26 protein-coding genes are annotated in these 23,264 nt (G+C 59.3%); 16 read left to right on the forward strand and 10 right to left on the reverse strand.

Features of this window, described 5'->3' with window-relative positions; translation table 11 throughout:
• Position 1: 1 nt before the first annotated feature.
• The 9 genes from ctaD to EQG66_RS07430 all read left to right on the forward strand — a co-directional run bounded on the left by ctaD (position 2) and on the right by EQG66_RS07430 (position 7,687).
• Positions 2 to 1,681, forward strand: a complete 1,680-nt coding sequence (gene ctaD, locus EQG66_RS07395; protein ID WP_129403942.1) for a cytochrome c oxidase subunit I — start codon at positions 2 to 4, stop codon at positions 1,679 to 1,681.
• 96 nt (positions 1,682 to 1,777) lie between these two features.
• Complete coding sequence (locus tag EQG66_RS07400; protein WP_129403943.1) at positions 1,778 to 2,686, forward strand: heme o synthase; 909 nt, start codon at positions 1,778 to 1,780, stop codon at positions 2,684 to 2,686.
• Positions 2,683 to 2,832 carry a hypothetical protein gene (locus EQG66_RS15300; protein ID WP_164975619.1) on the forward strand — a complete coding sequence of 50 codons (150 nt, stop codon included), beginning with the start codon at positions 2,683 to 2,685 and terminating at the stop codon, positions 2,830 to 2,832. The genes EQG66_RS07400 and EQG66_RS15300 overlap by 4 nt, the downstream gene beginning before the upstream one ends.
• Positions 2,833 to 2,878: 46 nt before the next feature.
• On the forward strand, positions 2,879 to 3,424 hold the full coding sequence (locus EQG66_RS07405) for a cytochrome c oxidase assembly protein (RefSeq protein WP_245987938.1): 546 nt from the start codon (positions 2,879 to 2,881) through the stop codon (positions 3,422 to 3,424).
• A 42-nt stretch (positions 3,425 to 3,466) separates the two neighbouring features.
• Complete coding sequence (locus tag EQG66_RS07410; RefSeq protein WP_129403944.1) at positions 3,467 to 4,297, forward strand: cytochrome c oxidase subunit 3; 831 nt, start codon at positions 3,467 to 3,469, stop codon at positions 4,295 to 4,297.
• 22 nt (positions 4,298 to 4,319) lie between these two features.
• The gene (locus EQG66_RS07415) at positions 4,320 to 4,727 is read left to right on the forward strand and encodes a DUF983 domain-containing protein (RefSeq protein WP_129403945.1); all 408 of its coding nucleotides are present in this window, start codon (positions 4,320 to 4,322) and stop codon (positions 4,725 to 4,727) included.
• On the forward strand, positions 4,724 to 5,377 hold the full coding sequence (locus EQG66_RS07420) for an SURF1 family protein (protein WP_129403946.1): 654 nt from the start codon (positions 4,724 to 4,726) through the stop codon (positions 5,375 to 5,377). The genes EQG66_RS07415 and EQG66_RS07420 overlap by 4 nt, the downstream gene beginning before the upstream one ends.
• 40 nt (positions 5,378 to 5,417) lie before the next feature.
• Complete coding sequence (thrC, locus tag EQG66_RS07425) at positions 5,418 to 6,821, forward strand: threonine synthase (RefSeq protein ID WP_129403947.1); 1,404 nt, start codon at positions 5,418 to 5,420, stop codon at positions 6,819 to 6,821.
• Positions 6,818 to 7,687, forward strand: coding sequence for a class I SAM-dependent methyltransferase (locus EQG66_RS07430; protein WP_129403948.1), 870 nt, complete (start codon positions 6,818 to 6,820; stop codon positions 7,685 to 7,687). The genes thrC and EQG66_RS07430 overlap by 4 nt, the downstream gene beginning before the upstream one ends.
• 3 nt (positions 7,688 to 7,690) lie before the next feature.
• Here EQG66_RS07430 and EQG66_RS07435 read toward each other — a convergent pair whose 3' ends face one another.
• From EQG66_RS07435 to EQG66_RS07445, 3 genes are read right to left on the reverse strand one after another with little or no spacing between them, the layout of a single operon-like run.
• Positions 7,691 to 8,338 carry a heme exporter protein CcmB gene (locus EQG66_RS07435; RefSeq protein WP_129403979.1) on the reverse strand — a complete coding sequence of 216 codons (648 nt, stop codon included), beginning with the start codon at positions 8,336 to 8,338 and terminating at the stop codon, positions 7,691 to 7,693.
• On the reverse strand, positions 8,338 to 8,919 hold the full coding sequence (gene ccmA / locus EQG66_RS07440; RefSeq protein ID WP_129403949.1) for a heme ABC exporter ATP-binding protein CcmA: 582 nt from the start codon (positions 8,917 to 8,919) through the stop codon (positions 8,338 to 8,340). Before ccmA ends, EQG66_RS07435 begins: the two co-directional genes overlap by 1 nt.
• On the reverse strand, positions 8,919 to 9,536 hold the full coding sequence (locus tag EQG66_RS07445; protein WP_129403950.1) for a DNA-3-methyladenine glycosylase family protein: 618 nt from the start codon (positions 9,534 to 9,536) through the stop codon (positions 8,919 to 8,921). The genes ccmA and EQG66_RS07445 overlap by 1 nt, the downstream gene beginning before the upstream one ends.
• Before the next feature lie 100 nt (positions 9,537 to 9,636).
• On the opposite strand from EQG66_RS07445, the gene EQG66_RS07450 reads away from it, so the two are divergent.
• Positions 9,637 to 9,954 carry a 2Fe-2S iron-sulfur cluster-binding protein gene (locus tag EQG66_RS07450; RefSeq protein ID WP_129403951.1) on the forward strand — a complete coding sequence of 106 codons (318 nt, stop codon included), beginning with the start codon at positions 9,637 to 9,639 and terminating at the stop codon, positions 9,952 to 9,954.
• A gap of 190 nt (positions 9,955 to 10,144) precedes the next feature.
• Here the strand turns inward: EQG66_RS07450 and EQG66_RS07455 are convergent, their stop codons facing one another.
• The gene (locus EQG66_RS07455) at positions 10,145 to 10,423 is read right to left on the reverse strand and encodes a hypothetical protein (RefSeq protein WP_129403952.1); all 279 of its coding nucleotides are present in this window, start codon (positions 10,421 to 10,423) and stop codon (positions 10,145 to 10,147) included.
• A 44-nt stretch (positions 10,424 to 10,467) separates the two neighbouring features.
• On the opposite strand from EQG66_RS07455, the gene EQG66_RS07460 reads away from it, so the two are divergent.
• The gene (locus EQG66_RS07460) at positions 10,468 to 11,745 is read left to right on the forward strand and encodes an NAD(P)/FAD-dependent oxidoreductase (RefSeq protein ID WP_129403953.1); all 1,278 of its coding nucleotides are present in this window, start codon (positions 10,468 to 10,470) and stop codon (positions 11,743 to 11,745) included.
• A gap of 221 nt (positions 11,746 to 11,966) precedes the next feature.
• On the opposite strand, the gene bktB is transcribed toward EQG66_RS07460, so the two are convergent.
• The 3 genes from bktB to EQG66_RS07475 all read right to left on the reverse strand — a co-directional run bounded on the left by bktB (position 11,967) and on the right by EQG66_RS07475 (position 15,678).
• On the reverse strand, positions 11,967 to 13,145 hold the full coding sequence (gene bktB, locus EQG66_RS07465) for a beta-ketothiolase BktB (protein WP_129403954.1): 1,179 nt from the start codon (positions 13,143 to 13,145) through the stop codon (positions 11,967 to 11,969).
• Positions 13,146 to 13,259: 114 nt separating this feature from the next.
• The gene (locus EQG66_RS07470; RefSeq protein ID WP_129403955.1) at positions 13,260 to 15,008 is read right to left on the reverse strand and encodes an acyl-CoA dehydrogenase family protein; all 1,749 of its coding nucleotides are present in this window, start codon (positions 15,006 to 15,008) and stop codon (positions 13,260 to 13,262) included.
• Between the two features lie 94 nt (positions 15,009 to 15,102).
• Positions 15,103 to 15,678, reverse strand: a complete 576-nt coding sequence (locus tag EQG66_RS07475) for a TetR/AcrR family transcriptional regulator (protein WP_245987939.1) — start codon at positions 15,676 to 15,678, stop codon at positions 15,103 to 15,105.
• Positions 15,679 to 16,180: 502 nt separating this feature from the next.
• Here EQG66_RS07475 and EQG66_RS07480 point away from each other — a divergent pair.
• Both EQG66_RS07480 and EQG66_RS07485 read left to right on the forward strand, forming a co-directional pair.
• Entirely contained in the window at positions 16,181 to 16,867 is a 687-nt protein-coding gene (locus EQG66_RS07480; protein WP_129403957.1) for a type IV toxin-antitoxin system AbiEi family antitoxin domain-containing protein, read from the forward strand.
• Complete coding sequence (locus EQG66_RS07485) at positions 16,860 to 17,711, forward strand: nucleotidyl transferase AbiEii/AbiGii toxin family protein (RefSeq protein WP_129403958.1); 852 nt, start codon at positions 16,860 to 16,862, stop codon at positions 17,709 to 17,711. Before EQG66_RS07480 ends, EQG66_RS07485 begins: the two co-directional genes overlap by 8 nt.
• A gap of 156 nt (positions 17,712 to 17,867) precedes the next feature.
• Here the strand turns inward: EQG66_RS07485 and EQG66_RS07490 are convergent, their stop codons facing one another.
• Together EQG66_RS07490 and EQG66_RS07495 are read right to left on the reverse strand one after the other, a co-directional pair.
• Positions 17,868 to 18,548 carry a flavodoxin family protein gene (locus EQG66_RS07490; protein WP_129403959.1) on the reverse strand — a complete coding sequence of 227 codons (681 nt, stop codon included), beginning with the start codon at positions 18,546 to 18,548 and terminating at the stop codon, positions 17,868 to 17,870.
• A gap of 95 nt (positions 18,549 to 18,643) precedes the next feature.
• Positions 18,644 to 19,228, reverse strand: coding sequence for a TetR/AcrR family transcriptional regulator (locus EQG66_RS07495; RefSeq protein WP_129403960.1), 585 nt, complete (start codon positions 19,226 to 19,228; stop codon positions 18,644 to 18,646).
• A 271-nt stretch (positions 19,229 to 19,499) separates the two neighbouring features.
• Between EQG66_RS07495 and EQG66_RS07500 the strand changes: the two genes are divergently transcribed.
• The 3 genes from EQG66_RS07500 to EQG66_RS07510 are packed head-to-tail and all read left to right on the forward strand — an operon-like array spanning position 19,500 to position 22,724.
• Positions 19,500 to 20,222: a TetR/AcrR family transcriptional regulator gene (locus EQG66_RS07500; protein ID WP_164975620.1), complete on the forward strand. Its 723-nt coding sequence runs from the start codon at positions 19,500 to 19,502 to the stop codon at positions 20,220 to 20,222.
• Positions 20,223 to 20,248: 26 nt separating this feature from the next.
• Positions 20,249 to 21,523 (forward strand): acyl-CoA dehydrogenase family protein, encoded by a 1,275-nt coding sequence (locus EQG66_RS07505; protein WP_220428642.1) that lies wholly within the window; start codon positions 20,249 to 20,251, stop codon positions 21,521 to 21,523.
• Between the two features lies 1 nt (position 21,524).
• On the forward strand, positions 21,525 to 22,724 hold the full coding sequence (locus EQG66_RS07510) for an acyl-CoA dehydrogenase family protein (RefSeq protein WP_129403962.1): 1,200 nt from the start codon (positions 21,525 to 21,527) through the stop codon (positions 22,722 to 22,724).
• 181 nt (positions 22,725 to 22,905) lie between these two features.
• On the opposite strand, the gene EQG66_RS07515 is transcribed toward EQG66_RS07510, so the two are convergent.
• The gene (locus EQG66_RS07515) at positions 22,906 to 23,199 is read right to left on the reverse strand and encodes a hypothetical protein (protein ID WP_181951789.1); all 294 of its coding nucleotides are present in this window, start codon (positions 23,197 to 23,199) and stop codon (positions 22,906 to 22,908) included.
• Positions 23,200 to 23,264 lie beyond the last annotated feature (65 nt).

The raw sequence follows: 23,264 nt of genomic DNA on the forward strand, positions 1-23,264 counted from the left end.
CATGACGACGATTGCAGCAGACGCTCACGGCCACGCCCACGATCATCACGACGCTGATCACAAGCCGGGCTTCTTCGCCCGCTGGTTCATGTCGACGAACCACAAGGATATCGGCACGCTCTACCTCATCTTCGCGATTATCGCGGGGGTGATCGGCGGTGCGATTTCCGGCCTGATGCGTATCGAGCTGGCGCAGCCCGGCATCCAGTACCTTCAGGGTTGGGCCTCCATCGCGGAAGGCGGCACCGCATCGCTCGATCAGGCCTATCACCTCTGGAACGTGCTGATCACCGCGCACGGCCTCATCATGGTGTTCTTCATGGTGATGCCCGCGATCATCGGCGGCTTTGGCAACTGGTTCGTCCCGATCATGATCGGCGCGCCGGATATGGCCTTCCCGCGCATGAACAACATCAGCTTCTGGCTGCTAATCCCGGCGTTCCTGCTGCTACTCGGCTCGACCTTCGTACCCGGCGGCGCCGGCAACGGCGCGGGCACGGGCTGGACGGTCTATGCTCCGCTCTCGACCTCCGGCTCGCCTGGGCCAGCGGTGGACATGGCGATCCTGTCGCTCCACATCGCGGGCGCCAGCTCGATTCTGGGTGCGATCAATTTCATCACGACCATCTTCAATATGCGCGCGCCGGGCATGACCCTGCACAAGATGCCGCTGTTCGTGTGGTCGGTGCTGGTCACGGCGTTCCTGCTGCTGCTCGCGCTGCCGGTCCTTGCTGCGGCGATCACGATGCTGTTGACGGACCGCAACTTCGGCACCGTTTTTTATGATGGCCTGAAGGGTGGCGACCCGGAGCTGTATCAGCATCTGTTCTGGTTCTTCGGCCACCCCGAAGTGTACATCATGATCCTGCCCGGCTTCGGCATCATCAGTCAGATCGTATCTACCTTCAGCCGCAAGCCGGTGTTCGGCTATCTCGGCATGGCCTATGCCATGGTCGCGATCGGTGTCGTCGGCTTCGTCGTGTGGGCGCACCACATGTACACCACGGGCATGAGCGTGAACGTGAAGATGTATTTCACCGCGGCAACCATGGTCATCGCGGTGCCGACCGGCGTGAAGATCTTCTCGTGGATCGCGACGATGTGGGGCGGCTCGCTCAGCTTCAAGACTCCGATGGTGTGGGCGTTGGGCTTCATCTTCATGTTCACCGTGGGCGGCGTCACTGGCGTGGTGCTGGCGAATGGCGGCATCGACGATGTGATGCACGACACCTATTATGTCGTGGCGCACTTCCACTATGTGTTGTCGCTGGGCGCGGTGTTCTCGCTGTTTGCGGGCTTCTATTACTGGTTCCCGAAAATGTCGGGCCGCATGTATAGCGAGCTGCTCGGCCAGCTGCACTTCTGGATCTTCTTCATTGGTGTGAACGTGCTGTTCTTCCCGATGCACTTCCTCGGCCTTTCCGGCATGCCGCGTCGCTATCCCGACTATCCGGAGGCGTTCGCATACTGGAACCAGATCGCGAGCCACGGCTACACGATCATGGCGGTTGGCGTTGGCATCTGGTTCGTGAACATCGCTTATTCGATGATGTTCGGCGCCAAGGCGGAGGGCAACCCCTGGGGCGAGGGCGCGACGACGCTGGAGTGGACCCTGTCCAGCCCGCCGCCTTATCACCAGTTCGAGACCCTGCCGGTGATCGAGGACAATGCGCACCATTGATCGTGCGCTGACATTGACAAACTTTGAGGGGGCGGGCTTGAATTGGCCCGCCCTCAGCCGCATTTCTCTCTTCGCCCCCGGAGTGGCGCAACGAGCATGACGACCGCGACGATGAATCCTGCTGCCCTCACCGCCGACTGGCGCGATTTTGTCGCGCTCACGAAGCCGCGTGTGATGACGCTGGTCGTGTTCACCGGCCTGTGCGGCCTGCTTGCGGCGCCGGGGCATATCCACCCGGTGCTGGCCTTCACCGCGATCCTGTGCATCGCGCTGGGCGCGGGCGCAGCCGCGGCGCTCAATCAATGGGTTGAGGCGGACAGCGATGGCCTGATGAAACGCACCGCCAACCGCCCGCTGCCCGCAGGGCGGATGGACCGGCAGTCGGCGTTGCATTTCGGGGTGGGACTCTCGTTCTTTTCAGTGATCCTGATGGGCCTCGCGCTCAACTGGTTTGCCGCCGCGATCCTTGGCGTTTCGATCCTGTTCTACGTGTTCGTCTATACGATCTGGCTCAAGCCGCGCACCGCGCAGAATATCGTTATCGGCGGTGCGGCGGGCGCGTTTCCGCCAGTGATTGGCTGGGCGGCGGTGACGGGGGACGTCTCCGCGCTGCCCATAGCGCTCTTTTGCCTGATCTTCTTCTGGACTCCGCCGCATTTCTGGGCACTTGCGCTCTATGTCCGGCCCGATTACGCCGCCGCCGGCATCCCGATGCTGCCTGTGGTGGCGGGTGAGCGCGAGACGCGCCGCCAGATCTGGGGCTATACCGCGATCATGGCAGTGGCCGCGTTCGCGCCGGTGCTGCTGCGCCTGACGGGCGCGCTCTATGGCACGGTGGCGCTGGTGGCGACCTTACTGTTCGCCGTTCTGGCGTTCCGCGTGTTCAGTTCGCTGGAGCTGGACCCGGCAAAGATGAAGGCAGAGAGGGCGCTGTTCCGCTATTCGATCCTGTATCTGTTCATCCTGTTTGGCGCGGTGGTGTTTGATCGATGGATGTTGGCATGACCGCGCAGGAGAATAAGCCCGTGATCGATGAAGCCCAGATTCGCGCCCGTCAACAGGCCCGCGCCAAGGTTCTGGCGCTGGCGCTCGGCGCATTCGTGATCCTCGTTTTCGCCATTTCCATCATCAAGATGACGGGTAAGGGATAGGGCCGCAATGACACAGGCAATGACAGCATCCTTGAGCAACCCCGCGATGCAGGCAAAACTGCGTCGCACCGGGCTGATGGCACTCTCGATCGCGCTCGGAGCGTTCGGGCTGGGCTTCGCTTCGGTGCCGCTCTATCGCTATTTCTGCCAGGTCACGGGTTTTGGTGGCACAACGCAACGCGGCGAGACGGTGCCGGGCGTTCTGCCTGTCGCCGGCAAAACCATGTCCGTGCGCTTTGATTCGAACGTCGCACCCGGCATGCCGTGGCAGTTCAAGCCGGAGCATACCACGCAAACGGTGGAGATCGGCGCCCGCGCTTTCACCACCTTCATCGCGAAAAACATGAGCGACAAGCCGGTGACGGGTACGGCCGTGTTCAACGTGACGCCTACTCAGTCGGGCATCTACTTCACCAAAATCCAGTGCTTCTGCTTTACCGAGCAAACCCTTCAGCCGGGGCAGGAGGTGCGGATGCCGGTGATCTATTATGTCGACCCGAAGATCCTCGACGATCCCGACAACAAGGACACGCAGCAGATTACCTTGAGCTATACGTTCAATCCGGTTGAGCCGAGCGCAAACCGGAGCTAAGGACGTTTCAATCTAATTTTGGTGAACAGGGAAGAGAGTAGTATGGCAGGCGCCAAGAACCACGATTATCACATTCTCCCACCCAGCATCTGGCCGCTTATGGGTTCGATGTCGGCGCTCGCTTTGGCGATCGGCGCGATCATGTGGATGCACCCCGATCAGATGGGCAATGCTGGCGCGGGCGTATTTTATCTCGGCCTCGCGGGTGTCCTCGCCACCATGTTCTTCTGGTGGGCCGATGTGGTGAAAGAGGCCCATGCGGGTGATCACACCCCCGTCGTGTCGCTACACCTGCGTTACGGCATGATCCTGTTCATCGCTTCGGAAGTGATGTTCTTCGTCGGCTGGTTCTGGGCCTTCTTCGATTTCTCGCTGTTTCCATCAACGCTGGAACCGATCAACGGGATGTTCCCGTCGAAGGGGATCGAGACGCTCAACGCATTCGAGCTGCCGCTGCTCAACACGCTGATCCTGCTCTGCTCCGGCACTACCGTGACATGGGCGCATCACTCGCTGATTCATGGCAACCGCGATGGCCTCAAGAAAGGCCTGCTGGCAACGATCCTGCTCGGCGCACTGTTTTCGGCGATTCAGGCTTATGAATATGCGCACGCGCCGTTCCCCTTCGGCGAGACGCCCTATAGCTCGGCCTTCTATATGGCGACCGGCTTCCATGGCTTTCACGTACTTGTCGGCACGATCTTTCTGATTGTCTGCCTCGTGCGTGCCAACAACGGCCACTTCACCCCGCGCCAGCATTTTGGCTTCGAGGCGGCGGCCTGGTATTGGCACTTCGTTGACGTGGTGTGGTTGTTCCTTTTCGCCGCCATCTATGTGTGGGGCGGCTGGGGCGCGCCGATCCACGGCGGCTGATAGAGATGGACGTGGGCGCGCGATGACCGATCCGGCACCGTCGCCCGCACCGCTTGTCATGGCTTCTGCAAAGGGTCTGTGCCCGCGATGCGGCGCGCAGACCCTTTTTGTTTCACCGGTGCGCTTTGCTGACAGCTGTCGTATGTGCGGCCTCGATTATCGCCAGTTCAATGTGGGCGATGGCCCCGCCGCCTTCCTGACGATGATTGTGGGCGGGCTGATCCTTGGCCTCGCTTTGGCGCTTGAGTTCAGCGTGCATCCGCCGCTCATCCTTCACATCCTTGTGTGGCCGGTGTTGACGGTGGCCTTGGTGGTGGGGTCGCTACGAGTGGCAAAGGGCATGTTGCTGACGCTGGAATACAAGAACAAGGCGGCAGAGGGTGTGCTGGCCGCCACAGATATGGCAGAAAAGGAAGACAGGCCGGCATGACCCGCTGGTTTCCGCGTTACTGGCCGCTCGTTCCGACGGTACTGGTGCTGTCTGCTGTGGCGGCGATGGTGATGCTCGGCGTCTGGCAGCTGAAGCGTGCAGGCCAGAAGGAAGCTCTGATCGCCGAGGTGCGGCACAACCCCGCCCTCCCACCGCGCTCGTTCCCCAGCACCGGCCCTGTTACCCCGGACATGACCTTTCGTCGCTCTGCGCTGCACTGCCTGCGTGTGGTTCATTGGCAGGTGGAAGCCGGACGCGCGGCGGACGGCTCTGCCGGTTTCCGCTATATCGCCCACTGCACCACCGGGGCAGAGGGGCAGGGCGCGCTGGTGGCGGTAGGTGTCGGCGGTAAACCCGACATGAAGCCCGGCTGGACTGGCGGGACGATATCGGGCTGGATCAGCAAAGAGCCTGACCATCGCTCCCTCTTTGCGCAATTGACCGGGCCAGAGCTGGTACTGCGGCCGATGCTGGTGGCGGAAGCCTCGCCGATTGCGGAGCTGAAACCCTCCAGCCTGCCGCGGCCAGACGACATCCCCAACAACCACCTTAGCTATGCTGTGCAATGGTTCCTGTTCGCCGTTGTGGCGCTGGTGATCTATGGGCTGGCACTCAAGCTGCGCGAGCGCAAGGGGCAGGCCGACTCTTAATTCTTGCCCGATCCAGCGCACCACGCTAGGCCGCTGCCCCATGAAATATATCAGCACACGCGGCAGCGCACCGGCGCTGGATTTCGAACAGGTCACGCTCGCAGGGCTGGCAGGTGATGGCGGACTGTATCTGCCCGAAAGCTGGCCTACATTCTCTGCGGACGACATTCGTGCGCTGGCTGGCTTATCCTATGTCGATACGGCAGTGCGCGTCATGGCGCCATTCGTGGCAGGCTCGCTCTCCGAGGCTGAACTGCGCGTGTTGTGCGAGGCTGCCTATGGCCGCTTTTCGCACAAGGCCGTGACCCCGCTGGTGCAGCTTGACCACAGGCAGTGGCTGCTAGAGTTGTTTCACGGGCCGACGCTGGCATTCAAAGACGTGGCGCTACAGCTGCTCGGCCTGTTGTTCGAAAAGTTCCTCGCCCGGCGCGAGGACCGCATCACCATTGTCGGCGCAACATCGGGTGATACCGGGTCGGCGGCCATCGACGCAGTGGCGGGGCGCGACAAGATCGACATCTTCATGCTCCATCCCTATGGCCGCGTTTCGGATGTGCAGCGCCGCCAGATGACGACCGTGCTGGCGCCCAATGTCCACAACATCGCGATCGATGGCAGCTTTGACGATGCGCAGGCGCTGGTGAAGGCGATGTTCAACGACGCCGATTTCCGTGCGCGCCACAATCTCTCAGCCGTCAACAGCATCAACTGGGCGCGGCTGATGGCGCAGGTGGTCTATTATTTCTATGCCGCCGTGCGCCTGGGCGCGCCGGAGCGGGAGGTGGCGTTCTCGGTGCCCACCGGCAATTTCGGCGATGTGTTCGCAGGCTATGTCGCATCGAAAATGGGGCTGCCGGTCGCCCGCCTCATCGTCGCCACCAATGTGAACGATATTCTCCACCGTGCGCTGGCGGATGGCGATTATAGTCAGGGCACCGTCATCCCTACCGCTACGCCGAGCATGGACATTCAGGTAAGCAGCAACTTCGAGCGGCTTCTCTTCGATGTCGGCGGGCGGGATGGGCTGGCGCTGGCAGAGCAGATGCGCGGGTTCGAGGCGAGCAAGGCGATGCGCCTCACCAATGCGCAGCAAGAGGGCGCATCGCGGCTGTTCACGTCGCACCGCGTTGACGCTGACGGCATGAACCTCGCGCTGCGCTGGGCTTATGAAGCTGCGGGGCAGGTGATCGATCCGCACAGTGCGGTCGGGTTGGCCGCAGCGCTTGCGGCGGATGATCTGCCTGCCGACGTGCCGGTCGTTACGCTCGCCACGGCCCATGGCGCCAAATTCCGCGATGCGGTGGAGCGCGCAACCGGCGTGCGTCCTTCCATGCCCGCGCGGGTTGGCAGCCTGTTCGACCGTGAGGAGGCCTATACGCGCCTGCCCGCGACATATGAGGCCATAACCGCGCATATCGCGGGCCTCGCCACCGCACGGCAGTGACCCTCTCCACCCTGATTGCCGAACCCTGGGCGGACTATGGCCTTGTCGACAGCGGCAACGGGCGCAAGCTGGAGCGCTATGGCCCCTATCGTTTCATCAGGCCTGAGCCGCAGGCGCTCTGGGCGCCCGCTTCAGAAGACTGGCAGGCACATGCCGAGTTTGTGCCGGGCTCGGATGAGGAGGGTGGCGGCCGCTGGTATTTGAACGACCGCTCCCTGCCGCAAAGCTGGCCACTGAGCTGGAACGAGGTGCGCTTTTCGGCTTCATGCACCCCCTTTCGCCACCTCGGCTTCTTCCCGGATATGGCGCCGGTATGGGGCTGGATGAGAGGCAGGCTCGAAGGGATGGAGGCGCCATCCGCGATGAACCTGTTCGGCTATACCGGCGTGGGCACGCTGGCGCTGGCAGCAAGCGGTGCGCAGATGGTGCATGTCGATGCGTCGAAAAAGTCGGTGGCGTCCGCGCGCGAGAACGCCGCGCTCTCCGGCATGAGCGAGCATCCGATCCGCTGGATCACCGACGACGCGCAGAAGTTCGTGGCGCGCGAGGTGCGGCGCGGGCGGCGCTATGACGGCATCATTCTCGATCCGCCCAAATATGGGCGCGGCCCGGATGGCGAGGTGTGGCGGTTGGAGGAAGATCTGCCGCCGCTGATCGCCAACTGCCGACAGTTGCTCGATGAAAACAGCCGCTTTCTGTTCCTCACCGTCTATGCCGTGCGCATGTCGGCTCTGGCGATAGGCGAACTGCTCAAACAGGCTTTCGCGGGCCTGCCCGGCACAGTGGAGTGCGGCGAGCTTGCGGTGCGCGAGGAAGGGCGGGGGCTGCTGCTCCCCACCGCGATATGGGCGCGCTGGAGCCGCTGAAGGCTATTCCCGCCCCGCACGCATCGCCGCGCCTGCCGCGATCGGCGTGATCGCTATCAGCAGCAGCGCTATCGCCGCGAGGAACTTGAGCGCCGCGCCGGACCCCTCATGCAGCGCCCCAGCGCCGAAGATCAGCAGCGGCACCGCGAGGGGAAGCGCCAGCAGCCCGGCTATCGCGCTCGCACTGCGCAGGCCCGCCGTCAACGCCGCCACCAGCACACCTAGCGCGGCAAGCGCCGGTGTGCCCAGCGCCAGACCGATCTCCAGCCGTATCAGCGTACCCGCATCCAGCTTTAGCAGCGCGGAAGCGGGTAGGGCGGTGATCATCAGCGGCGGGCCAAAGCTCAGCCAGTGGGCGATCAGCTTGGCAAGAACGATGATTTCATCCGAAATTCCCCGCACAAGACATTGATCTATAACGCCGCTTTCCACATCGGGCGCGATCAGCCGCTCAATGGGCAGCAGCGCGGCTAGCAACGCCGCTATCCACAGCATGCCTCCGCCTGTCGCCCCCAATAGCCGCGCGTCCGGGCCTACCGCAAAGGGATAGAGGCTCGCCACCAGAAAAAGGAAGATCACCGGCAGCCACGCGCCACCGCCGCTCCACGCCGCCGCAATATCGCGCCGCATCAGCGGCCACAGCGCGCGCATCATGGCGCGCAATACCGCAGGTCGATGCTGCGCGTGAAGCTATGGGGCAGATCGAAATGCGAGGCAGCGATGATCGTGCCGCCGCCCGCGACATGCGCATCCATCGCGCGCCCCAGCGCGCCGAGCGAGGCATCGTCCAGCCCATTTCCCGGCTCATCGAGAAGCCAAAGCGCCGCGCCGCTGGCAAGGACACGGGCGAGGGCTGCGCGTTTGCGCTGGCCGGTCGAGAGCATGCGCACCGGAAGCTCGGCCAGCGCATCCAGGCCCATGCGCTCTATTGCCTGATCGAGCAGATCTGACGGCGCGCTGTCCAACCTGGCCCAGAAGCGCAGCGCCTCACCCAGCCGCCGGTCAGCATCCAGCGCGGCGCGTTCATCCGCCAGCGCAGGCGAGGCGCTGAGGGAAATGCTCCCTTCCGTACACGGCAAGAGACCGCATATCTGCCGGATAAGGCTGGATTTGCCGACGCCATTCGGGCCGGTGAGGCGCAGGCTCTCCCCTGCCGCAAGCGTAAACTCCAGGCCCGCATAGAGCCGCCGTCCGCCCCTGATGCAGGCCAATCCCGAAACGCTGACGATCATCAGAGGGTTGCACCATTATAATGGTGCCAGGCGAGGATCGCCGCCGCGCTGCGATGCGGCCGCCAGCCCTCGGCGCGGGCGCGCACCGCCTTTTCATCGGGCCGCGCGTCCATCCCCACCAGTTCGCCAATCGCGATCTGTATTGCAAGGTCGCCCGCCGGCCAGATATCGGGCCGGCCTTCGGCAAACAGGAGATATATCTCGGCTGACCAGCGGCCGATGCCCTTGATTTTCACGAGCTGGGCGATCGCTGCTTCGTCGTCCTCAGGTAGATTATGCAGGTCTATCCCGCCGGAGACGACCAGCTCTGCAAGGCTGCGCGCGTATCCCTGCTTCTGGCGCGAGAGGCCGCAACCGCGCAGAGAGTCAAAATCCTGCGCCAACAGAATATCCGGCGGGCAACCCACGCCCAGCAGCGTCTCCAGCTTTACCCAGACAGAGGCAGCTGCTGCCACGCTTACCTGCTGGCCGACAATCGTACGCAGCAATGTGTCATAGCCTGTCGCCCGCACCCGCGGCTCTGGATAGCCCAGTCGTTCGATTGCCCGCGCTAGCCCCGGCTCGATTGCGCACAGCGCATCTATGCTGGCGTAAAGGGAGGCAGTCGTGTGAACCATCCTCACCCTGTTAGCGAGACTGAGAGTGCGCCGCCAGCTTGAATTCCTCTGCAAAGTAGCTAAGGCGGCGACGTATGAATCATAGTTCTGGAGATAGTGGATGGTGAAGCTGGTTGTTGTGAGCCGTAGCGGGAGTGAAAGCACGATCGAAGCGGATGAAGGCATCAGCCTGATGGAAGCGCTGCGCGACAATGGCATGGACGAGCTGCTGGCGTTGTGTGGCGGCTGCTGCTCATGCGCCACCTGCCACGTCTATGTCGACCCTGCCTTCTCTGGTGACATGCCGCCCCGTAGCGAGGACGAGGAAGACCTGCTGGACAGCTCCGATCACAAGACGGAACAGAGCCGCCTTTCCTGTCAGGTGCCCGTGACCGCTGCGCTGGATGGCCTGCGCGTCACTATCGCGCCGGAGGATTGAAGCCGGAGAATATAGGCGCAGATTGCCCTGCGTGCTACCATCTGCAACAGGCATATAGGTGCCTGTGCCAACAAAAGGTTAGAGCGCGCATCTTGCGTCAGATTTAACGCAGCGCGCTCTAACGTGAGCCGTTAAAACACGACGACGCTTCTTATGCTTTTTCCGGCGTGCATGATCCCTTCAGACGCCCTCATTGCCCATGCTCCTGCGCAAAAGCTGCTGTTGTGACATAGAGTTCCGGCTGCGAGTGAGCAATGATATAAACAGGTAACGGCTTCCCACACGCTTCCTTAAAGACCGATAGTTCATTGCTTTGCGCCGAATTCACGAGTTCCGCCTGCTGTTCATTGTGGGGCAGGGCGGTCTTGCTCGTACTCAACATGCCATGTATATCCGCCGCGCTGTGCAGGCCTTTGTTGGGCAATGGCAGCAAATACGAATGACCTTGGGGCATGGCGGGGCCTCTCATTTGAGAACTCCAGCTTTCTGTGATCGGGTTTACCAGTGAGATGGATGGCCACTGGGTCATCATTGCATCTGAAAGAGGACGCATTGGCTGAAAATTTTGACGTACTGATTGTGGGTGGCGGACATGGAGGGGCACAGGCTGCGGTCGCTTTGCGCCAGGGCAAGTATGAGGGCACGATTGCCATCATCGGTGATGAACCGGAACTCCCCTATGAGCGCCCCCCTCTCTCAAAGGACTATTTTGCCCGCGAAAAGGTTTTCGAGCGCATCCTGATCCGTCCAGCCAGCTTTTGGACAGACAAGGAAGTCACCATGCTGCTGGGCAGACGCGTGGTCTCGATCGACGCTGCCGCTCATACAGTCACCACTGCTGATGGCGCTGAGATCGGCTATGGCAGCATGATCTGGGCAACCGGTGGCAGCCCCAGGCGCCTGTCTTGCCCCGGCCATGATCTTGCGGGTGTCCATGTCGTGCGCACCCGCGCCGATGTTGACCGCATGATGGCAGAGCTGGACGGCGTATCGCGCGCGGTGGTGATCGGCGGCGGCTATATCGGGCTTGAGGCGGCGGCGGTGCTTAGCAAGTTTGGCAAGCAGGTGACGCTGCTCGAAGCGTTGCCGCGCGTTTTGGCGCGGGTTGCGGGGGAAGAACTCTCCCGCTTCTATGAGGCGGAACACCGTGCTCACGGCGTTGATGTGCGGCTTGGCGCGATGGTCGAATGTATAGAAGAGCGCGATGGTGCGGCTTGTGGCGTGCGCATGGCCGACGGTGAAGTGATCACGTGCGAGATGGTGATCGTCGGTATCGGTATCATACCGTCTGTCGAACCGCTGATTACGGCGGGAGCCGCCGGGACCAACGGCGTCGATGTGGATGAATGTTGCCGTACCTCGCTGCCCGACATCTATGCCATCGGCGACTGCGCGGCGCATATCAATGCGTTTGCCGAGGGCGCACGCATCAGGCTGGAGTCTGTGCAGAACGCCAATGATCAGGCCACTACGGCCGCCAAGGCTATCACCGGCACATTGCAGCCCTATCATGCCGTTCCGTGGTTCTGGTCAAACCAGTATGATCTCAGGCTGCAAACCGTTGGCCTGTCGACCGGCTATGACAAGACGGTAACACGGGGCGACCCGGCAAGCCGCTCGTTCAGCGTCATCTACCTGCGAAATGGCAAGGTTATCGCGCTCGATTGCGTTAACGCGGTCAAGGATTATGTGCAGGGCCGCGCGTTGGTGATGGGCGGTGTCTCTGTGCCAGAAGATAAACTGACAGACACTGCAGTGCCGCTCAAGGATTTGGTTCCCTCGGAGGTATAACGGGTTGCACATAGGCCACCCGTTTTTTCCTTGAGCAGATTTGGTGCCTGGCCCTTTAGAGCATCGTGCCAAAAAGTGGGAACCGGTTTTTGGCAAAAAACGATGCGACAACAAAAATTTAGAGCGCGCATCTTGCGTCAGATTTAACGCAGCGCGCTCTAGGCTTCACCTTGAGGTCGGCTTCACCTTGAGTGAGGCAGAGGGCGGTTGCCGATTTGTGATCAGACCCGTTCCCAGATTGCTGCGATGCCCTGCCCGCCGCCGATGCACATTGTCGTGAGGCCGAGGCGACCGCCCGTGCGCGCCAGTTCGTAGATGAGCTTGGTCGTGATGATCGCGCCGGTTGCGCCCACAGGATGGCCAAGCGAGATGCCGCTGCCGTTGGGGTTGACCTTTGCGGGGTCGAACCCAAGCTCCTTGGCGACCGCGCAGGCCTGTGCCGCGAAGGCTTCGTTGGATTCGATCACATCGAGATCGTTGATGCTCAGGCCCGCGCGCTGGAGAGCATTGCGGGTGGCGGGAACCGGGCCGATGCCCATATAGGCAGGCTCCACGCCGGCATGGCCATAGGCAACGAGCCGGGCGAGGGGCTTGAGGCCATGCGCCTTCACCGCCGCTTCGCTCGCCAGTACGGCTGCGGCCGCTCCATCGTTGATCCCGGAGGCATTGCCGGCGGTGACGGTGCCATCCTTCTGAAAAACCGGCTTCAGTCTGGTAAAATCCTCCGCCGTAGCGTCTTTCCGCACAAATTCGTCGGTATCGAACGGCGTGGGCGTGCGCCGCACCATCACCTCGACCGGGGTGATCTGTTCCTTGAAATAGCCCTGCGCGATGGCGTTGGCGGCGCGTTTCTGGCTCTCAAAGGCCAGCGCGTCCTGCTCCTCGCGTGAAATCCCGTATCGTGCCGCGACATTCTCAGCCGTCACACCCATATGGATCGCCTGAAACGGGTCGGTAAGGGCGCCGGTCAGACCATCGACCACAGCTGCGTCACCCATTTTCTGGCCCCAGCGCACAGCGGGGAGGAAATAGGGCGCCCGGCTCATGATCTCCGCGCCTGCGCCAATGGCAATATCGCAATCGCCCAACATGATGGATTGCGCCGCAGTGAGAATCGCCTGCAATCCCGACCCGCACAGCCGGTTTACGGTATGCGCCGGGCTTTCCTGAGGCACCCCGGCGCCGATGGCGGCAATTCGGGCAGCATAGGCGTCGCGCGGTTCACAATGGATAACGTTGCCGAGTACGAAATTGCCGACCTGCGCGGCGTCTATCTCCGCGCGTTCAATAGCCGCTTTCGCGACATGGGCGGCCAGTTCTCCCGGCTTCTGATCCTTGAGCGCCCCGCCAAAGCTGCCAATCGCGGTCCGAGCCGCCGATACCAGGAAAACATCCGTCATTTTGTTACTCCAAATATGTGATCATGGACTGTGCACGCACCGTGCCATGGGATAGCCCTGTAAAAGGATTATGCCTGTGGGCCAGCCTCTCTATCGCTGCGCCTGTTCTCTTGCTCAGAAAGCGTCCGCGTCAATTGCCATTACCGGGTCTGGCCCGGCCTCGATCTGGCGGGCGAGGCCGTGCGCCTGCGGCAACACGCGCAACGCGAAATAGCGCGCCATGTCGCGCTTGGCGGCATGTAACGGGCTATCTCCACCTGAGGCAGCGGCCATGCGCGTCCACATCCAGCCATAGCTCGTCAGGGCAAACAGGCGAAGGGTATCTACTGCCGCCGCGCCAAGGCTATCGACATCGGCGCCCTTAAGGTTGGCGGTCGTCTGCTTTAATAGCGCTAGCGCTTCGGCTGTTCGTTCGGCAATCAGTGCGGCGCTTTCACTCTTCGCCGCTTCGGCCAGATCTGCAGCGATTAGAGCGAACAAGCTTTCCACCACCGCGCCGCCCGCAAGGCCGAACTTGCGCCCCACCAGATCCATCGCCTGCACGCCATTGGTGCCTTCGTATATCTGGGCGATGCGGGCATCGCGCACATATTGCTCCATGCCCCATTCGCGGATGTAGCCATGGCCGCCGAACACCTGCTGCGCTTGCACCGCACTTTCGAAGCCGAAATCGGTGAAGCCCGCCTTCACCACCGGCGTCAAGAGCGCGACCAGCGCATCGGCCTTGGCACGCTCTTCGGCATCGGGATGATGATGGGCGCGTTCCATCTGCAACGCGGTCCATCCGGCGAGCGCGCGGCCCGCCTCGACAAAGCTACGGATGTTGAGCAGCATCCGCCGCACATCGGCATGCTCGATAATCGGCACCGGATTGCGCGTGCCATCTGCGCTGCGGCCCTGCAACCGCTCCTTGGCATAGCCGACCGCCTGCCCATAGGCCGCGCCCGCAATGCCCAGCCCCTGGATGCCTACCATCAGCCGCTCGGCGTTCATCATCGTGAACATCGCCGCGAGGCCACGATTGGGCTCGCCCACCAGCCAGCCGATCGCGTCGTCATAGTTCATCACGCAGGTGGGTTGGGCATGGATGCCCATCTTCTCCTCCAGGGAGCCAACCGACATGCCGTTGCGCGCGCCCAACGAGCCATCGTCGTTGACGAGGAATTTGGGCACGAGGAACAGGCTGATGCCCTTCACGCCTTCAGGGGCATCAGGAAGGCGGGCCAGCACCAGATGAATGACATTGCCGCCAAAATCATGATCGCCGGTGGAGATGAAGATTTTCTGCCCGGTCACGGCATAGCTGCCATCAGTATTGGGTGTCGCCTTGGTCTTCAGCAGCGCGAGGTCTGTGCCGGCACTGCTCTCTGTCAGAGCCATTGCGCCGGTCCATTCACCGCTTACGAGCTTGGGCAGATACGTTGCTTTCAGTTCCTCGCTGGCATGCGCGGCTATTGCCTCCGCTGCGCCGCGTGACAGGCCGGGGACCAGCCCGAATGACAGGTTGCTGGCCGAGAGCATCTCATCGAGCCAGAGTTGAAGGATGAAGGGCAGGCCCTGTCCGCCATATTCCGGGTCAGCAGAGAGCGATGTCCAGCCGCCTTGCGCAAACTCCCGATAGGCATCGCCGAAACCGGCAGGAGTTTTTACCTCGCCATTGACGAGGTGGCAGCCTTCCTCATCGCCGCTGCGGTTGATGGGGTGAAGAGTCTGGGCGCAAAATTTTCCCGCTTCCTCAAGAATACTCACCGCAAGGTCAGTGTCGATTTCGGCCTTACCAATTTCCGCCATGGCAGCGTCGAAGCCGAGCACTTCAACTAGCAGGAAGTGATAGTCGGCGACCGGAGGGAGATAGGGTTGCATGGGAATCCTACTCAGAAGGGATGAGAGAGAATCTACTGTACCAAACGACTGTTACAATAGCAACAATGACACTATGTGCATGTCTGAACGCCACCTAACATTCACTGCGCTCATGTCGGAATATCCGCACAATCTGCCGGCCGATCTCCTCTATCGTCAGGCGACCGGGGCGATACCAATATGCAGCGGTGTTAAGCTGCGATAACAGCAAGTTGCGGTAAACGGAGCGATCGATGTCCTTGGAAAGCGGCAAGGATTCAATCAAGGCGCGGAACAGGTCTTCAAACTTGTCCCTCCGCGCGATTAATTGGAGGCGTACATCGGGCGGAACTTCGCGGAAGTCGTTCATCAGTGGAAACGTCAAGGAATCCACATCGGCCTGAATTTCCAGTAACGTCAGGCAGGCTGCTTCCAGCTTTGCCCAGGGATCATTGACCTTGGCTATCGCGGCCTCGATCCGCTCTGCTGCGGTATCCAGCGCTGCGCTGTGCAGTTCCACGAACAATGCGTCTTTCGACTGGATGTGATGGTATAGCGATCCGCCAAGTACGCCTGCCTGCTTCCCTATTTCCCGAATGGAGGTGCCATGGTAGCCCTTGCGCGCGAAGAGTTGCGCTGCGATTTCGAGAATCTCCCTCTTGCGAACACTGGTGGCTTCACCAAGGCGCATCTTGCTGTTCAGACCAGACGGGGGCGTCGTATTTGTTTCTGTGTCCATGCTCGTATCAAATAGCAGCATTTTACGCGAATACGATCTCTCTTGGCTGAGACATCAGGATTTCATTGATTGAGAGGTTCGATTGCTGATCTGCCCCATATCAGTAAAATCGACATTTCAATTTGTGCCGGCCACCTGGCTGTCCTCGCATAACTATGGAACTGAAGGAGGCGGCCCCGATGTCGGCGAGCGTCGAGTCGGGCGCTCCCGGAAGAACAAATGGTGCAGAAGAGGACTCGAAATTGCTTGTATCAAATTGATTTAAATGAATAATATTCGTATATACTCTACCCGATACCTTGGATGATAACCACTTAACTTTTACTTGTAGGGTTCGAGTCCCGATCAGCCGACATTAATCATTTTTTGCGGATGATTCGGGTCGCTCAAACCTCCAAAAATTCTAACTAATAAATTCTTCAAACTTTCACATTTTGGAAGTATTGAGAAATTTATGAAGTCGCTCGTTGAACAGGTGACGAAAGCAAATCTCGCAGGACGTATCTTCAATGAACGTCAACTCGCCGAGGTATTGGGCGGCGGCGACGCTCGACGCTATGGTTTGGTGAACAGAGCCCTGAAAGATGGCTCGCTCATTCGCCTCAAGCGCGGCACCTATCTTCTCGATAAGCAGTATCGCAGCGACACTGTCCATCCTTTCGCAGTCGCGCAGGCGCTGCAGCCGGGTAGCTATGTTTCTCTTGAGAGCGCGCTTTCTTTCCATGGCTGGATCCCGGAAGCTGTGTACACGACGGCGAGTATTTCACCGGGCCGCAAGACGATCATCCAGGAAACGTCGTCCATGGGCCGGTTCACCTTCCATCCAGTGGCAACCCACGATTACCAGTTCCTGACCAGTGTCGAACGTATCAAATTCGGCAAGCTCACCGCTTTCGTTGCAACGCCGTTGCGAGCGCTGATGGACTTGGTCGCCCTGAGGAAGGAGCAGTGGTCAGGAACCGACTGGCTCACTACAGGGATGCGCATTGAGGAGAGCCAGCTCCTCAGCCTTGGGCGAAAGGACTTTGTCGCACTCAAGCCTGTCTACAAGCATAAGGCGGTGAACGAATTCCTGCATAAGCTTGAACATGAGGTCCTGTCGATGCGGGGTGCGAGAAACGGGCGCGGTTCCTGTGATTGAACTTATTCAACAGAAGCTGCGTGGATATGGCGCTACAAATGCCATTGAAGAGGAAAACGCGATCAAGGAGATTTTGCAGGAGATTGCCCTCTACGCTCTTTGGCGCGGTGACTTCTTTGATGTCGCCCTTTTCCGGGGCGGCACAAGTCTGCGCATCTTTCACGGCCTGCCACGTTTCTCCGAATATCTCGACTTTATTTTGCGTTTCCCCAATCCGGATTTTGACTGGGCGCCCTATCTGGCGACGCTCGTCAATGTCTTTGGGCAGTTTGGCCTGAAGCTGGAAGCCCAACCCAAGGAGAAAATGGATGAGGCTGTCCGCCAAGCGGTGCTGAAGGACAATTCGATCGCCAGTCAGATCGATCTGACCTTTGCCGACAGGGGGCAACCTAAAACGATCAAGATCAAGCTGGAAATCGATACCAATCCACCAGCCAACTCAGGCGAACAGACTAGCTTTCTCGATTTTCCGGCTGATTACGAAGTGCGACATCAGGATTTGTCATCCAACTTCGCGTTGAAAATCCACGCTTTGCTGTGTCGAGGCTATCTGAAGGGCCGGGATTGGTACGACTTTTCCTGGTATGTCTCTCAAAGGGTCTCTCCAAATCTGACGCATCTCCGGGCCGCCCTTGTTCAGGAAGGGCCATGGGCGGGACAGGAAGACCTCACAATTGATATGTCATGGCTGGAGGACACGCTGGAAACTGCCATTGCAGCCATCGACTGGAAGGCCGCCGCTGACGATGTCAGGCGTTTCCTGCGCCCAGCGGAGGAGAAATCACTGGAGCTATGGAGCGATCGTTTTTTCTTCTCGAAACTTGAGAAGATGGCTGGGACGTGAATTTTCCTCCGCCAACAGCAGCTAATGCATTGTGGCATAGCATAAGTGCTGCAGGTGTGAGGCAGTGCGTGACCAAGTTTGCGATCAACGATCACATGCCATGAAACATAATTCAGCCCAAACGGCCGATGAATATCGAGGCCATAAGCAATCGGTTCAGGTAGTGGGTGCGAGGATACCCCGTCGTTCAGGGTCGTGAATTTCCGAACCGCCCGGCCCGTCAGGAAACGCAGGGCGCCCCAATGCTCGGCGGCCCGCGACCGCAATCTGCGCGAAATCCGCAATGCGGCGACCGTAAAATTCCGCTGTGCGAAGGTCGGAAGCGGGCGGGGCTTCTTCACCTTGGTCGATGTTGGATTGAGTCGCGAGGCCGAGCGAATAGGTGTCGCGGTTGAGAATATCATCATTCGTATTATGGCGGTTGTTACCGTAGCCAAGCCCAAGCCCAACCCAGATCATGTGATGCTGTGCTGCGAACGACATAAGCTGGATCAGTGAATTCTGCTTGTCTCCACCGCGAGAGCCGGCGTTGGTGAAGCCTCCCGCGATCTTACCATTCCAGCGTTTTTCTACCGCCACGACAGGCGACGATGCATCCATGAAGGCCTTTGTGGCGGCGGACAAGCTGCCCACATAGGTCGGACCCCCGAAGATTATCGCATCCGCGGCTTCTAGGTCGTCCCAATGACTGGGTACCTCCTCAACGGTCAACAACAGTGGGGTAGCTCCCGCAGTCATACCGACCCCGCGCGCGATCGCCTCAGCAACGCGTTGCGTATGTCCATAGGCGCTGTGGTAGACGATTGCGACGCTGATAGCGACCGTTTCAGTTGTCATGTCGACTCTCCTGAGAAATATGCAGCTCTGCATATATCTTTGCGGAAAAGTCGGTCAAATGAATTATATGCGGGCTTGAATATAATTCGCCATGCCTATTCAGGAAACAGCGCTGTTAGAGAAAAATCCGCAATATGATGAAGGTCGGTGCGGGTTGCCCCCATGTCCGCACGAACGGCAAGGCCAAGCGCGATTACCTTCAGGGTTTGCGCCAATATTCCTACGTCGACATCGCTCTGCAATTCGCCATCTTGCTGCGCCTGCAAAAAGCGCTGCTCCAGCAGTTCCTCATAAGTTTTTAGCCGGTTGCCGCCCTCCTGACGGGCAACCTCTGCGCCGCGGCCAGCCGAAACCAGCGCCTTTATCATGAAGCAGCCGGCTGGAGTTTTAGTGTCGCTCAGAAGATCGCAATAGCCTTTTAAGTAAAGTCGACAGACCTCGGCCGCTGTCTTGCCGCGGATGGCTCTGGTAATGAATGCCAATATCTCTCGGCTATATAGTTCGATCGATTGGCGATACAGATCTTCCTTGGAGCCGAAGGCTGCCTGCAGGCTGGGCCGAACGATGCCCATCGCATCGGCTAGATCTACCAGTGATGTATCGTCAAACCCGCGTTGCCAAAACATGTGGAGCGCTGCGTGCAAGGCCTGATCAAGATCGAATTCACGTGGGCGCGCCATGCCCTCATCCTTATTCTATGCATCTCTGTGCATAATATAGGGGGATGGAAAGATACTGCAAGCCTACGCGCGTCCCATAGACTAGGATGACTAATGATTCAGTGACTATTGACTCATCGACTGCGCAGCCATATCGTAACCCTGCCTTGGAAAGGGTAGGCCGTCATGCTCCTTGCGGCCTTCCGAACCCCGATGGCCCATATTAAAATAGAACCGACTGAGCAGGAGGGATATGTCTGGCGTGACCAGTAGGGCGCATGATCAGGAGGTCATGCAGCTGGAAAAATCTTTGTCCAAGCATAATGGCAGTGATGTCGATGGGCTTGGCCGCTCAGGCGGTGATTCACCTGAGGAGGGCGCACCGAGGGCTGAGCGTCGTCATCGTCGTCGCATGACACGCGAAGAGCTGGCACCCGAAGCGCGGGAAATGATATTCCGCGCCGCGATGCTTGTGATCGGCCAACATGGCTACGCGGGCGCAACGATCGAACGCGTTACAAAAGCTGCCGGAATCGCTCAAGGAACATTCTACCTCTACTTCGAATCACGTCAGGCGCTTTTCGACGAGATTCTGCCTTATTTTGGTGCGCAGATGCTGGACTTCATTCGGCAACGCGTGAGGCGATCACGGGATATTCTTGACAAGGAGGAGCGAGGGTTTCGCGCGTTCATTGACTATATGAGATCCAATCCCGGATTTTTCAGGCTTTTGACCGAGGCGAAGGGAGCAGCGCCTGAAGCCCATTCAAAACATTTTGAGCAGATAACCAAGCCTTACGTTGGTGCGCTTCGGCGGGGCCTGAATTCCGCGAATATAAGGCATTTTGGCGACGGCGAGCTTGAGGTGGTGGCCTATATGCTCATGGCGGCCCGTGAGTATCTCTATTTGCGATATTTCGAAAGGGACACGAACGACACCGGGTCGCTCGACACCGTTGTGCGAACCTACATGGGGTTTGTGAGGAAGGGGTTCGGCCTGAACGGATCACAATGATCCGCTTTTTCTTTTGATTGGAGTGTATGCTCGTGAAGATACAATCTGGAGCGCAATTTTCGGAAGAAAACGCGATAGATATCGGCGGCGGAACGAGTTTGGATTTCTTGCCAGATATGGATCTGGCTGCGTTTCGAAGTGAAGTTCGCGACTTTCTTCGTGAGCATCTCCCCACGGACCTGGCTTATCGGCCTCGCATGATGATGTCGGCCCGGAAGGACGTCATTCGTTGGCAGAAGATATTGACCGGGCGAGGGTGGGGGGCGCCGCGTTGGGCGATGGAACATGGCGGTGCGGGCTGGACGACCCAGCAATGCCTTGTGTTTGAGGAAGAATGCGTTGCCGCAGGCACCCCGACACAGGATATTGTCGGCCAGTATCTCGTTGGCCCGATGATCAACCAGTTCGGCAACCCTGCCCAAAAGGCGGAGCACATCCCGCTCATCCTGAATGGAGAGCGTCTTTGGTCTCAGGGGTTCTCGGAACCGGATGCGGGGTCAGACCTCGCGGCGATCCGTATGGCAGCGGTTCGAAAGGACGGCTACTATATCTTGAACGGTGTTAAGTCGCTGGTAAGCCATGCGCATCAGGCTGACTGGATATTTCTCCTTGTGCGTACGCAGGTCAGCGAGGACAGACATGCAGGCATCAGCCTCTTGCTGGCCGACCTGCGTTCTCCGGGGGTGACGGTGCGTCCGGTTCCTACCCTTGCGGGCTTTCAGCACCTCAATGAGGTGATTTTCGAGAACGCTCGTGTGCCTGTCGACAATCTCGTGGGCATTGAAAATGAAGGCTGGCCGATCGCTAACCGCTTGCTGGAGGGTAGCCATGCCGCAATAGCCGATCTCTCCGCCTTGCGCGCGTATATGTGGCAATTGAAAGAATTGGCCGGCAGCCAGAACGTTGGGCACATCCTTCTGATAGAGCATCATGAATTTGCATCCCGTCTTGCTCGGCTTGAAGGCGAAGTAGAAGCTCTCTCGATGATGGCAGCCCGTGTTGCTGCCATGGAGCAAGCGCAAATTCATACCCCTGCGTTTCGCGCTCTGTCATCGATGCTGAAGCTGAGGGGCAGCGAACTTCAACAGCGGCTCACTGAATTCTTGGTGGAAGCCTTGGGCGATTATGGGGCGCTCCGCAGGCATTCGGTTGACGCAAAGGACGAAGGGCCGTTCACGCATCTCCCCTGTTTCGCCGACAACATCGCTGCTGAAATGTTCTTTCGCCGAGGTTCGACAATTTACGGCGGCAGCAGCGAAATTCAACGCACCGTTATCGCCCGGACTATGTTCGGCCTTTGATATGAACTTCGAACTCAACTTCGCACAAGCTGCACTGAAAAAGGATGTACGCGGCTTTACCGAGAAGAAATACCGCTTCGGCGATCGTTCCGCGCTCTTGCAAGAAGGATTGGACGCACAGGAATCCAATTGGACGGCATTCGCGCAGCGCGGTTGGTTGGGGGCTGCCATCCCAAGAAATTATGGCGGTCTTGGCGGAGATGCCTCAGAAACCGCCGTTATTGCTCATGAATTTGGCCGCGCGCTGGTGGTTGAGCCGTATATGGGATGCGCAGTCATGGCCCCGCAAACGCTGCTCGCGGTCGCTTCTGCATCGCAACTCGCGCTCGTCATGCCTGATGTAGTAGCGGGCAAGAGCAAGATCGCACTGGCTTATAGCGAGCCGCAGACTCGCGGTATGCCGGAGCCGATCTTTCTTCGGGCAGAACGCGTGCCCGACGGGTACAGAATATATGGGTTCAAGACGCTAGTACTCGGAGGAGCCGTCGCCGATCGTTTCATCGTTTCGGCCGTCGCTGTAGATCAGCCGGTTCTTCTATTGGTGGACGCTGTTTCCCCCGGACTCAACATCCACGCCGTGGAACTACATGATGGGAGCCATGCCGCACAGCTCAATTTTGAGGGCGTTTTTGTTCCAACCGAGCAACTATTGGCTATCGACAATGCTGCGCTGGATGGTCTGCGCCTTGGTCTGGCGCACGGCACAATTGCGCTATGCGCGGAACTGGTAGGCGTGATGGAGCGTGCGATAGAGATAACCGCAGAATATATCAGGACACGCGTTCAGTTTGGTCGTCCGATTGGCCAGTTTCAGACCCTCAAGCATCGTATTGCGGACATGGCGACAGAAATGGAACTCGCCCGCTCGATGCTGTTCGCGCTGATGGTGGCGGTGGATGGGGAAGACAAAAGCACCATTCAGCGTTTGGTATCACAGGCTAAATCGCTGGTCTGCCGGTCTGCCAAGAACATCTGCGGCCAGGCTATTCAGATGCACGGCGGGATCGGCATGACAGAAGCCTATCCTATAGGCCATTATTTCAAGCGAGCCGTGGTGGCGGATATTATCTTGGGAAGCAGTGATAGTCACAATGGACTGCGCGCGCAGGAGCTTGAGAGCACGCTCAAAACCGCCGAATTGCGGTGGTATGAATTATTGCCGGTCTGGTGGTCCGCCCAGAACGAAGCATTCACAGGCTGATTGCTGCGCGGTTTAGAGCATCGTGCTAAAAAGTGCGAACCGGTTTTTGGCAAAAAACGATGCGACAACAAAAAGTTAGAGCGCGCATCTTGCGTCAGATTTAACGCAGCACGTACTAGGCTTGAATAGAGGGGGCGGGCAGGGTCAAACAGCTTCAGGATTACGTGCAATGGGCACCGATCTATCCGTGCAAGAGATGGAGCTCTGGAACTTCGGCATATAAAGTGGTGCGCTGCCGCAATGGCCGACCAGCTGACATGGCGATGTGATCGAGATCCCTCAAAGTCACTTCCTGGCCGTGGGATGCACCGGCCGCGCGACTGATCGACTCGTTCATCAGAACTCCGCCAAGATCATTGACGCCCGCATTCAGACAAGCTGCCGCACCTTCAAATCCGAGTTTTACCCAAGAATGTTGATTTTCATTGAGAGTTGACCCGGTGTGGGGAGTAATTTCCACTGAGAAGTGACCCATGTTTGAACGCTTCCCTGTCTTTGGTGATCAGGGGATATTGGAGTGTTGGACATGGCGTTATTGAG

Source organism: Sphingobium fluviale (genome assembly GCF_004122115.1).
GTDB lineage: Bacteria > Pseudomonadota > Alphaproteobacteria > Sphingomonadales > Sphingomonadaceae > Sphingobium > Sphingobium fluviale.